This is a genomic window from Oceanobacillus caeni (assembly GCF_042678465.1).
Taxonomy (GTDB): Bacteria; Bacillota; Bacilli; order Bacillales; family Amphibacillaceae; genus Oceanobacillus; species Oceanobacillus caeni.
The window spans coordinates 126,644-138,518 of sequence record NZ_JBHTKV010000003.1; the positions used below are offsets into that span (position 1 = coordinate 126,644).

General features: G+C 39.3%; 11 protein-coding genes. 9 read left to right on the forward strand and 2 right to left on the reverse strand.

The window, feature by feature from the left end; genetic code table 11:
- Nucleotides 1–14: 14 nt before the first annotated feature.
- From ACFQ18_RS04120 to ACFQ18_RS04150, 7 genes are all read left to right on the forward strand, one after another.
- A complete protein-coding gene (locus tag ACFQ18_RS04120; RefSeq protein WP_204797725.1) occupies nucleotides 15–1,997 on the forward strand; it encodes a TRAP transporter fused permease subunit in 1,983 nt (660 codons plus the stop codon).
- Nucleotides 1,997–2,842 carry a 3-hydroxyacyl-CoA dehydrogenase gene (locus ACFQ18_RS04125; protein WP_047185946.1) on the forward strand — a complete coding sequence of 282 codons (846 nt, stop codon included), beginning with the start codon at nucleotides 1,997–1,999 and terminating at the stop codon, nucleotides 2,840–2,842. Before ACFQ18_RS04120 ends, ACFQ18_RS04125 begins: the two co-directional genes overlap by 1 nt.
- Nucleotides 2,843–2,853: 11 nt before the next feature.
- On the forward strand, nucleotides 2,854–3,633 hold the full coding sequence (locus ACFQ18_RS04130) for an enoyl-CoA hydratase/isomerase family protein (protein WP_145542926.1): 780 nt from the start codon (nucleotides 2,854–2,856) through the stop codon (nucleotides 3,631–3,633).
- 15 nt (nucleotides 3,634–3,648) lie between these two features.
- Nucleotides 3,649–4,815 (forward strand): acyl-CoA dehydrogenase family protein, encoded by a 1,167-nt coding sequence (locus ACFQ18_RS04135; RefSeq protein ID WP_145542928.1) that lies wholly within the window; start codon nucleotides 3,649–3,651, stop codon nucleotides 4,813–4,815.
- Nucleotides 4,815–6,002, forward strand: coding sequence for a thiolase family protein (locus tag ACFQ18_RS04140; RefSeq protein WP_204797792.1), 1,188 nt, complete (start codon nucleotides 4,815–4,817; stop codon nucleotides 6,000–6,002). Before ACFQ18_RS04135 ends, ACFQ18_RS04140 begins: the two co-directional genes overlap by 1 nt.
- A gap of 172 nt (nucleotides 6,003–6,174) precedes the next feature.
- Nucleotides 6,175–7,149, forward strand: a complete 975-nt coding sequence (locus tag ACFQ18_RS04145; protein ID WP_204797724.1) for a hydroxyacid dehydrogenase — start codon at nucleotides 6,175–6,177, stop codon at nucleotides 7,147–7,149.
- Between the two features lie 89 nt (nucleotides 7,150–7,238).
- Nucleotides 7,239–8,033: an IclR family transcriptional regulator gene (locus ACFQ18_RS04150; RefSeq protein ID WP_047185950.1), complete on the forward strand. Its 795-nt coding sequence runs from the start codon at nucleotides 7,239–7,241 to the stop codon at nucleotides 8,031–8,033.
- 117 nt (nucleotides 8,034–8,150) lie between these two features.
- Here the strand turns inward: ACFQ18_RS04150 and ACFQ18_RS04155 are convergent, their stop codons facing one another.
- Nucleotides 8,151–9,509 carry an Nramp family divalent metal transporter gene (locus tag ACFQ18_RS04155; protein WP_204797723.1) on the reverse strand — a complete coding sequence of 453 codons (1,359 nt, stop codon included), beginning with the start codon at nucleotides 9,507–9,509 and terminating at the stop codon, nucleotides 8,151–8,153.
- Nucleotides 9,510–9,841: 332 nt separating this feature from the next.
- On the opposite strand from ACFQ18_RS04155, the gene ACFQ18_RS04160 reads away from it, so the two are divergent.
- A complete protein-coding gene (locus ACFQ18_RS04160; RefSeq protein ID WP_047185952.1) occupies nucleotides 9,842–10,108 on the forward strand; it encodes a type II toxin-antitoxin system Phd/YefM family antitoxin in 267 nt (88 codons plus the stop codon).
- Between the two features lie 90 nt (nucleotides 10,109–10,198).
- Here ACFQ18_RS04160 and ACFQ18_RS04165 read toward each other — a convergent pair whose 3' ends face one another.
- A complete protein-coding gene (locus tag ACFQ18_RS04165) occupies nucleotides 10,199–11,197 on the reverse strand; it encodes an LLM class flavin-dependent oxidoreductase (RefSeq protein ID WP_145523590.1) in 999 nt (332 codons plus the stop codon).
- A 146-nt stretch (nucleotides 11,198–11,343) separates the two neighbouring features.
- On the opposite strand from ACFQ18_RS04165, the gene ACFQ18_RS04170 reads away from it, so the two are divergent.
- Nucleotides 11,344–11,619: a hypothetical protein gene (locus tag ACFQ18_RS04170; protein WP_204797722.1), complete on the forward strand. Its 276-nt coding sequence runs from the start codon at nucleotides 11,344–11,346 to the stop codon at nucleotides 11,617–11,619.
- Nucleotides 11,620–11,875: the final 256 nt, after the last annotated feature.

Sequence of the window (11,875 nt, forward strand, 5' to 3'; positions counted from 1 at the left end):
AGGAGAGTGAAAAAATGAGTGAAAAGGATTTAATTGAAAACACGGAGACTCAAGCATCTTCAGAATTTGATGATGATGGTATCCCCAACGCAAAGGTAAGAAACTTAAAAGGCTCCTTTAGTACCGCTATTTCGATTGTTGCCATTGGAATGTCCATTTTTCATCTTTACACGGCATTATTTGGTGTATTCGAATCGATTTTGCAACGATCCGCACATATTGGATTTGCTTTGATTCTAGTATTTGCTATCTATAAACCTAGTAAAAAAGCTTCATCAGGGGAAAGAGTTCCTTGGTATGATTGGATTTTAATTTTATTGACCATCGTATCTTACTCCTACTTTATCTTTAATGCCCAAGAGATTCAATCTCGTATGAGTTATATTGAAGCACTGACACCATTCGAGATTGCACTTGGTATTATAGCCGGTCTAGTCCTGATTGAGGCAACAAGGCGCGTGATAGGAAATACACTAGTCATTCTTGCATTACTCTTCTTGGCTTATGGCTTCTGGGGGCATCTATTACCTGGTGCGTTATCCCATCGTGAATTTACAACGATGTGGATCATTGATCACTTGTACTATACAGTGACAGGGGTTTTTAGTACCCCACTTGGCGTATCCGCAACGTTTATCTTCTTATTTATACTATTTGGGAAGTTCCTAGAAGTATCTGGTGCAGGGCAGTTCTTTATTGATCTGTCTGTTGCTGGAATGGGGAAATATCGTGGTGGTCCTGCAAAGACTGCAATTATTGCTAGTTCTATTCTAGGAACCATTTCTGGAAGTGCCGTGGCGAATACGGTAACAACTGGGACTTTTACGATTCCTCTAATGAAGAAAACGGGATATAAGAAGGATTTTGCCGGGGCCGTTGAATCGGTGGCATCCACTGGTGGGCAAATTATGCCACCAATCATGGGAGCATCCGCCTTTATTATCGCTGCCTATTTAGGTGTCCCTTATATGGATATTGCGATTGCGGCCATTATTCCAGCACTACTTTATTATTTATGCTTATATGTTCAAGTTGATTTACGGGCGAAACGGAATGGTCTAGTAGGTTTGGACAAAGAGAAGTTACCAAGTACTTGGGGAGTATTCAAAAAGGGGTTTATGTTTTTTGTTCCTCTTGTACTGATTGTTGTTTTGCTAGTTGCTGGTAGTTCTCCGATGAAAGCAGGATTGTATGCCATTATTGCAACAGTTTTAATTGCTGCGATTAGTAAGGCTAGCAGACTTTCATTTAAGACGATTATTAAAGCGTTAGATTTAGGTGCTAAGGCATCCCTTGAAACAGCAGTAGCCTGTGCAGCGGCAGGGCTAATTATTGGAATGATTAGTTTAACTGGTATCGGTTTGAAATTTAGTAGTATTATCATTGATCTATCGGGCGGGATTTTAATTTTAACTCTTATTTTCACGATGGTTACTAGTATTATTTTAGGAATGGGTCTTCCGACGGTTGCCGCATATCTAGTTCAAGTACCATTGACGATTCCGGCATTGATTGAACTAGGAGTATCCCCATTAGCTGCCCATATGTTTGTATTCTATTTTTCTGCATTATCAGCTATTACTCCACCGGTGGCATTGGCGGCCTTCGCAGCAGCAGGGATTGCAGGTTCTGATCCGATGAAGACGGGGTTAACAGCAGTAAGATTAGGGCTTGCAGCGTTTATTGTCCCTTTTCTATTCGTGTATGGGGAAGAACTCTTATTAGTTGGTTCGGCACCAGCAATTTTGCTATCGGTCATCACTGCAACGATAGGGATTATTGGAATTGCATGCGCAATAGAAGGGTGGTTGTTACGTCATTCGTTTTGGTATGAGAGAGTCATCTTATTTATCGGTTCACTACTAATGGTCATTCCTGGAATTTATACAGATGTCGCTGGGGTGATTATTATGGTCGCTATATATCTATTCCAACGTAACTTCCGAAAAGATCTACTAATTACAGAAACATATGAAGATGCAAAGGAGATGTATTAATGAATCAAGTAACCGTAGTCGGATCAGGCGTAATGGGAAAAGGAATTGCATATAGTTGTGCAATTGCCGGGTATACCGTTTTCCTAAATGATATTAGTGAAGAGATCCTTCAAAGGGCTAAGAAGGATATTACGCATTTGTTAGAAACTAGTTTTGAAAAAGGATATGTACGTGAGGAAGTCTATCAACATGCTTTAGGCAATATTCATTATGAAGCGGATCTTGAAACAGTAGCGAAAGATTCTATCCTAGTCATTGAGGCTGTATTAGAAAAAATAGAATTAAAGATTGATGTCTTTAAGAAATTGGATCAAATTTGTAAGCCAGATACGATTTTGGCAACTAATACTTCCACGATGAGTCCAACGGAAATTGGTGCGCAAACGTCACGACCAGATAAAGTTGTCGCGATGCATTTTTTTAACCCGGTACACAAAATGAAATTAGTGGAAATCATTCGTGGTTTGGAGACATCGGATGAAACGGTCGCCTATGTAAAAGAAGTTGCTTCCAAATTAAATAAAGAATCGGTGGAAGTAAATGAATTTCCGGGCTTTGTAACATCAAGAATGAATTGTTTAATTGGGAATGAAGCGATGAACATGTTGATGGAAGGCGTGGCTAGTGCAGGGGATATTGATAAAGCACTGAAACTAGGGTTGAACCATCCAATGGGACCGCTGGAACTAGCTGATCTAGTAGGCCTTGATACGCGATTACGGAATATGGAGTATTTATATGAAACATTAGGTGAGAAATATCGACCTTGCCCACTTTTAGTGAAGTATGTCAAAGCAGGTAGATTAGGTAAGAAAAGTGGAAAAGGATTCTATGAATATAGCTAGGAGGGAAACGGATGGAACCTGTCAGTTATGTCGACGTGGAAATTCAACAAGGTATTTATTTTCTTACTTTAAATCGAATTGAAGCACGAAATGCGCTTGATGCTAAGATGTTAGCCGAAATTGAAGGCGCATTAGATGAGGCGGAGAAAAGCCAAGATGTGAAGGTAATAGTTGTTCAAGGTGCAGGTGGGAAGTCATTTGCTGCAGGTGCGGATATTAAACAGTTGCAAGCCAGAAAACCGCTAGAGGCACTTGTTCCGGGGATGCAAGGACTTTACCAGAAAATCGAGAACTGTAGCAAGGTAACGATTGCCGCCGTTGATGGATATACATTAGGCGGGGGATGTGAGCTTGCATTAGCTTGTGACATACGAATCGCAACGAAAAATGCCAAGTTTGGCTTACCGGAATTGAATCTGGGAATTATTCCTGGAGCTGGTGGGACACAACGGCTTGCCAGAGTCATTGGAAAAGGCCGGGCGCTGGACATGATATTAACAGGGAAAATGATTGATGGTGAAGAAGCAGAAAGAATTGGTCTAGTTACCTATTATGTCGAGCGTGAGGAATTGAAAGAAAAAATAGAAGAAGTTGCTAGTCAGATTATGAGGAAGGGTCCAGTCGCCATCCAATTAGCGAAGCATGCAGTCCATAAAGGCTATGACCTCGATATGGAAACGGCATTATGGATAGAGAAACTATCCCAGTCGATAGCTTTTGGAACAGAGGATAAGCAAGAAGGGACAACAGCTTTTATCGAAAAAAGGCAAGCTGAATTTCAAAATAAATAAGGGGAGATGCAGGATATGAATTTTGAATTTGCTGAGGATATTAAATTTTTAAAGGAGAATGTAAGGAAATTTGTGCGAGAAGTTGTGGAACCAGTAGCAATGGAAATCGAGGAAAAAGATCATATTCCGGAACATATCGTTGAACAATCGAAAGAAATGGGGCTATTCAGCTTAAGTATACCAGAAGAGTATGGCGGACTTGGCCTTGATATGGTCGGAAAATGTGCTATCTATGAAGAACTTGGTAAGACACATAACGGGTATACAACACTAATCGGAGCACATACTGGGATAGGTTCTGTCGGAATTGTGGAACTTGGTACAGAAGAGCAAAAACAAAAATATTTGCCTAAAATGGCATCAGGAGAATGGATTGGAGCATTTGCCCTAACCGAACCAAGTGCGGGCTCTAATGCTGCTAATCTGAAAACTACTGCAGTTCGAAAAGGGGATAAATACATTCTAAATGGCTCGAAACACTATATCACGAACGCCGTAGATGGTCATGTTTTCACCGTGATGGCCGTAACAGATCCTTCAAAAGGAGCAAAAGGAATTACATCTTTTATTGTTGAAAAGGACTTTCCAGGATTTAAACTCGGTAGTGTGGAACAAAAAATGGGCCTAAGGGGTTCCCATTCTGCAGAGCTATTTTTTGAAGATATGGAAGTTCCAGCTGAGAATGTCTTAGGGGAAGAAGGAAATGGATATATTAATGCCTTGAAGATTCTTGCAAATGGTCGTGCGGGTTTAGCAGCACGCAACCTTGGTTCATGTGAAAGATTGCTAGAGCATTGTTTGTCCTATGCTAGCGAACGAGAACAGTTTGGAAAACCAATACTAGAAATCCAAAGCGTGCAAAATATGTTAGCTGAAATTAGCATGCAAATTGAAGTATTACGTTCCATGACTTACCGGGTTGCTTGGATGACAGACCAGAACCAACGTGTCGTGAAAGAGGCAGCAATTGCCAAACTATTTGGTTCAGAGGTTTACAATAAAGTTGCAGATCTCGCGGTACAAATTCATGGGGGAATTGGCTATATGAAAGATTATCCGATTGAAAGATATTATCGTGATGCAAGAATTACGAAAATTTATGAAGGTACCTCTGAGATACAACGGAATATTATCGCAAGTGAATTAATCCGAAGTCTAAAGAAGAAAGAGGTTAAATCATGATGAAGAATTCCTATATTATTGGCTCTGTCCGAACGGCAATTGGAAAAATGGGAGGGACGTTAAAAAACGTTCCCGTCGATCACTTGGCGGAAAAGGTTATTCGTGAAGTGCTCCAAAGATATGGTCCAGAGGTTGCAGTTGATGAGGTCATTCTTGGACAAGCAAAACAAAGCGCGGACACATCAAACTTAGCAAGGTTAGCTGCTTTACGTGCTGATTTACCTGTATCTGTTACAGGTTACACTGTTCATCGTCAATGTGGGTCAGGGTTGCAAGCAATTAATAATGCGGAAATGCAACTAAGGATGGGGTTATCCGATGTAGTTGTTGCAGGTGGAGCAGAAAGTATGAGTACTGCACCGTACTATATTCGCAATGCACGCTATGGTTACGGGGCAGGAAATGGGCTACTGCTCGATCCAAATACGGAAAGTCAACCGTGTTCACAGCCAGTGGAGAAATATGGGAATTTGACAATGGGACTAACGGCAGAGAATTTAGCGGAAAAATATAATATTTCCCGGATAGAGCAAGATGAATTTGCCCATCGTAGTCAGGAATTAGCGGATCAAGCGATTAATGGAGGTAAATTTAAGGAAGAAATCGTTCCGTTTGAGGTAAAAGAACGTAAAAAGACGATTTCTTTTGAAAAAGATGAACATCCACGACTTTCTTCGGTTGAAAAGATAAGCACACTTAAACCTGTCTTTAAAGAAAATGGTTCCGTTACCGCAGCGAACTCCAGTGGCAGAAATGATGGTGCAGCAGCAGTATTAATGATGAACGAAGAGAAAATGAAGGCGTATGGTTTGAAACCAAAAGCGAAAATTATCGCTCAAGCAGTTAGCGGTGTTTCTCCTGAAATTATGGGGATTGGCCCTGTAGAATCCACTCAAAAGGCTTTAAAGCAATGTGGTTTATCCATAAATGATATTGGTTTAATCGAGTTAAATGAAGCATTTGCAGCGCAAGCATTATCCGTTATTAAAGAAGCGGAAATGGATATAAATCGTGTGAATGTCAATGGTGGAGCAATCGCCCTCGGGCATCCAATTGGCGCAACAGGAGCCATCTTAATGACAAAATTACTTCATGAAATGGAACGTAGAGGTGAGAAATACGGTCTTGTTACCCTATGTATTGGTGGGGGGCAAGGAATATCTACTATAGTTGAGTATCTTCCATAAAAAGGGAGGAAGCTGGCATTTTTTTGCCAGCTTCCTATGAATTAGGTAGTAAATAGAGGAATTTACAACCTTTACGGATTTCTAATGAGAAGGGGAAGAATTTTCATGAATAAGAATACGTAAATCAAAGGAGGAAAACGAACTGAAAAGACATATTGTTCAGATTCTCCCGATGTATCATCCAGATGGGGAAAAATTATTAAATCGCTTAGCGAATGTGACTAAATTTGCTGACTTTAATGAAAAGGAAATTATTCATTTTTTAAAGAATCATTCTGTTGAAGGCATTATATTAAGAGCACCTGCCCAAATTACGCCAGCTATTCTCGATGCATGTAAAAATGTAAAGGCAATATCCGGAGCGGGTGTTGGTCTTGATAACATAGATGTAGCCTATGCAACAGAAAAAGGAATTAAAGTATTACATGCACCAAAACTTAATAGTCAAGCAACAGCAGAACATACAGTAAGTTTAATTTTAGCAACCATGAAGAATCTCGTAGCCTTTCATCAAGAAACGAAACAAGGAAATTATAATTATCGTGACGGAAAATATACGCTAGAAGTTCATAAGAAGAAACTTGGGTTGATTGGGTTTGGGACGATTGCTCAAAAGGTAGCGAAAATCATGAAGCTTGGTTTTGATATGGACGTCACTGCTTATGTTCGTACGATAAAACCCGAAAGACAGGAGAACGCAGATACAATAGGGGTAGAACTTACTAAAAGCATGGAAAAGGTTTTTCGTGAAAGTGATGTGATTAGTTTACATATCCCGTTAACCGATGAAACGTATGAGTTAATCGATAGAAAATATTTCAATCTGATGAAGCAAAGTGCCGTTTTGATTAATACGTCACGCGGTGGAATTATTCACGAAAAGGATCTAGCGGACGCGCTAAAGAAAAAGCAGTTTCTCCGTGCGGGGATGGATGTTTTTTCGATAGAACCTCCCTCACCTAACCATCCATTTTTTGAATTAGAAGAAGTGATTGTAACACCACATATAGGTGGAATTAGCGAGGAGGCAGCCAAGACTACATCAACAGTAATTGTGGAAAATCTCTTAAAGGTATTGAATGGGGATAGGGTGCCTACGATTGCGAATGAAAAACAATTGATCATGAAGGGGATGGATGCTTTCTAATTTATCAGTTGGGATGAAGAAAAAACTTCTGATGAAAGTCTCCTTTATCACCTTATACAATGGGAGAGGAAAGAAATGAGGTAATCCGTATGAGCCAGAGCCTTGTAAAAGCGATAAAAATATTAGATTGTTTCTCTACAAAAGCTGAATTATCCCTTATCGAGTTAGTAGAATTGTCTGGTTTACCCAAAACGACCGTGTTTCGCCTCCTATCATCATTAGAAGAAACAGGGTTAGTGGTAAAGGTGAAGAATACTAGTCACGATGTTAAATTTCGCTTAGGTCTTAAACTGTTGGAATATGGTAATTACGTAAATGAGCAAATTGAATATCGAAAAATAGCCTTACCGCACATGATGGAGCTAAATGAAACATTAAATGAACTTGTTCACTTGACGGTAGTAGAAAAAGAAGAGGCTGTCTATGTAGAAAAAATAGATAGCACCAAACCGGTTCGTTTAGTCATTGAAAAAGGTAGAAGATCTCCTCTTTATGCTGGGTCGGCACCGAAATTATTACTAGCGGCTATGGATGATGCAGTCATTGATTCATATCTTGAAAAAGTAACGATAAAACAAATTACAAAAAACACGATTCGTAATGTAGCTGAATTAAAAGAGGAAATTCGCAAAATTAGAGAACAAGGTTATTCTTTTAGTCGTTCCGAGCATTTTAAAAATACGATGGGATTCTCTTTTCCAATTTATGATCGGAATGGGAATACAATTGCGGCAATCGGAGTAAGTATTTCATCAAACGACTACTCAGAGGAACGCGGAAAAGTCATTATAGAAAAGACGAGAAAAGCAGCACGAAATATATGGAAAGATATGGGGTGGGACCCGGATTCTTGTCCTTCTAAGCTAATTTTTGGAAATAGATAATGATTTTACCCCACCTCATGCTTCTGGGGAACAAAGAAGGTAGGTCGTAAAGACTCGATAAGTGCAACTAACCTTCAGTGGGGGATGAAGGGAATCCCCCACTAATGGAAGTCTTCTTTATCCTAAATCATGTCCTGTCACGATAATATAACCGACAAGAAAAATGTTTAATACGATAATGACACCTGTGATAATCCAAGCTAGAACCTTTACCCAGTTACTGTTGGCGAAAATCCCCATTTTCTCTTTGCTGTTTGTAAAGAGAACAAGGGGTACAATGGCGAATGGCAGCTGTAGGCTTAGAATAACCTGACTCCATAACAGAAGGTCAGCTGTTCCACGAGAACCGGCAATCCATGTAATGATAAATGCTGGAATAACAGCAATCAATCGAGTGATGATCCGACGAAGCCACGGTGAGATGCGGAGATGAATAAAGCCTTCCATTACAATTTGTCCGGATAGCGTTCCAGTAATGGTAGAGTTTTGACCCGAAGCAAGCAGGGCAACTGCAAACAGTGTACTTGCTATTCCTACGCCGATTGTTGGGCTTAAGAGTTTGTAGGCCTCTTCAATTTCGGAGACTTGACTACCTAAGCCGTGAAATGCAGAAGCACCGAGAATTAGGATTGCTGAATTGATTAAAAATGCTACAGTTAAGGAAAAAGTAGAATCCATAACTGAAAATTTTATTGCCTCTTTCTTGCCATTATCGTCCCGCTTGTATTGGCGAGTTTGTACAATGGAAGAATGAAGGTATAGATTATGTGGCATAACCGTTGCTCCAAGTATACCTAATGCAATAAAGAGCATTCCCGGATTTGTCACAATTTCCTTGCTAGGGATATAGCCTTCCAGGAGATCGGCAATAACTGGTTTGGACGCAATCACTTCAAATACAAAGACACCGAAAATGGTTACCATTAGGACGATGACAATGGATTCGATTATCCGGAACCCCTTTTTTTGCAGAAGTAAAAGTAAGAGTACATCTAGCGTTGTAATGAGAATCCCGACCGTCAAAGGAATGCCAAACAGCAAATTTAATGCGATAGCTGAACCGATTACTTCCGCTAGATCTGTTGCAATAATAGCAAGTTCCGTTAAGATCCATAGCACAAAGGCTGTCTTTTTCCCTGTCGCGTCCCTTGTTGCTTGGGCGAGGTCACGACCTGTCACGATTCCCAGTTTAGCTGATAAAGTTTGTAGCAGAATGGCCATTAAATTTGCAATCAAAATGACGGACAATAGAGTATATCCAAACCGTGCACCGCCGGCAATCGATGTGGCCCAGTTTCCGGGGTCAACATACCCAACGGCAACAAGGGAACCTGGTCCCGCGAATGCAAAAAATTTACGCCAAAATCCAGCATTTGCTGGAATCTTTACGCTATTATTTACTTCCTCCAGACTAATATTTGAACTTTGTTTTAACCAACCGCCTTTTTTCTCTTGCTGTTGTTTATCCTTGCGCATATTTATCCCTTCTAAGAAAAGTTCTAGTATGTTAATTAGGTTTGTTTAAGGCAAAAGTACTATAAAATTAAAAGTTATAAATTATATATACCCTTTAATTTACCCATTAAATCCCGCATTAGTCACAACATCATTTTTATTACGAAATACTTTTTTTCGGTCATCATTCAAAAAAACGTTTGATTTAGGATGGAATATTGAAAGAGTAAGGACAACGGTAACGTATGATAATAACCTTATCGTAAAAATATGTATGGGTAGATCATATATTGTTAACTGTACATAAAGATGCTATAATTTAGGCACAAAAATGAACCGAGGAGATGCTTTTTTTGCCTGAAATTCGCCCGATAAAGGAATTAAGAAATACAACTGAAATATCTGAACTGTGTCATCAAATCAAGGAACCAGTTTTCATTACGAAGAATGGGTATGGTGATTTAGTGATTATGAGTATGGAAACTTATGAAGACTCGTTAGGAAAGCTAGAATTATATCAAAAGTTAGCTGAGGGAGAAGCACAAATTGAAAACGGGGAAAATCTTCTAAATGGTGAAGCAGTATTTAAGAACTTGAAGAAAAAACATGGTGGAGAATAAGAGAAAAAGCCAAGCACGATCAACATGTTTGGCTCTTTAACAGTTGTATTGATTAGATTTTGACAAGGAGGAACTGTTTCTGTCCTTTTGTTAAAGTTCAAACTCCTTAGCCAACAACCGCACCACATTCTTCCTATTTTTAATTCCAGAAACATTCGGTATCACCATAATTTCATCGGCATCATAAGCTTCAGCAATTTTTATCATTTCTTCTTTTGCGTGTTTGGCTGTTCCAACGATCATTCGCTTTCGGTTTCCTTTTACTTTTTGTGCTTCAATAGAGCTAAAGCCACGTTTCTTTGCTGTTTGAACAGATGGGTAATAAGGTGGTTGGTTATCTGATTCAATAAAATGTAACCATAGATCAAATGCTTTTGCTAGATCCTCCGCTTCCTTCTCTGTTTCCCCAACTACTGCAAAGACAGCAACAATTGTCTTTGGTTGTTTTAGAAAAGTGGAAGCTTGAAAGTGATCACGGTAGCTCTTTGCAACTTGGGTTCCTTTTATTCCAGGCTTTGTGAAGTGTGCAAACACATATCCTAAGCCTAGTTTCGCAGCAACTTCCGCACCTTTTTCACCAGTTCCGAGCATCCACATTTCAGGTTTTGTAGGAACTTTTGGAGTGGCAATCAAGGATTGAAAACGGTGTTCGTCTTCTATATTATCGGTAAAATATTTTTTCAAATCCATTACTTGTTGTTCATAGGATGTTTTCTTAGTCTTCCCTTCATTCAATGCTTGGTTTACGATGCGAAAACTTGGTGATCTACCAATTCCAAGGTCCATTCGATTGGGATGAAGAGCTTCCATCATTCGAAAGTTTTCCGCGACTTTGTAACTACTGTAATGTGGAAGCATGACACCACCTGATCCAATGCGTATGTCATTCGTTGAGGATGCCAAGTGCATCATCAACATTTCCGGACTGCTATTCGCTACAGAATCTACAAAGTGATGCTCGGATACCCAAAATCGTTTGTATCCTAGTGCTTCTGCATATTTTGCAAGTTCTGTCGTTTCCCATAATGCATCATGTGCGTTGTTGCCTTCATCAATTGGTGAATAATCTAATATGCCTAAAGAAATCATGGTTGTGTGCTCCTTTTTACATAGCTTTATTCTATGTTAACGCATTGAAAGAGGGCGGACAATGAAAAAGAGCCGTGGTTCCTTGTTCCAATAGAAGTAAAGGATCCTAGGTCAGAACATATAATAAATCTTGAGGTGATGTTAAGATGAATCCTTTAAGCGAACATACAAAGCAAGAATTATTTCATGCTCTTAATGGAAAACAATCTGGAGTTTTTGTTGTGGATGGTAAGTTAATTTCTATTGAGATTGAAAATAATGATTTGAGTTCACAAGATGATTTAGGGAAAGAAGATTTATCCCAAGAAATTGAGGAATACCCGGAGCTAAAAGAATCATTGACCAGGTATTTAGATAATCCAGGTATGAAACGATACACTGGTAGTGAGCCCAGGCAAAAGCGTTATGAGAAAAGAAGATAATAGGGAGTATTAAGTCCTTTTTACGGAAGAATTCGAATGATGTTTGGATAATATCCAACAGTTTTTCTTTGAGCAAGGAGCATGAAATGAATTTATTAGGAGATTATGAGCAATTCATTCTAAAACATTTTCTGCACTGTCCTAATTCTATAACGGACGATTTATTCGAACTTACTTAAATAAAAAGTCACTTTAGCTAAGTACCTAAAGTAACTTTTGGGTTTGTATAATATACGGATATACCGGGGTAAATGAA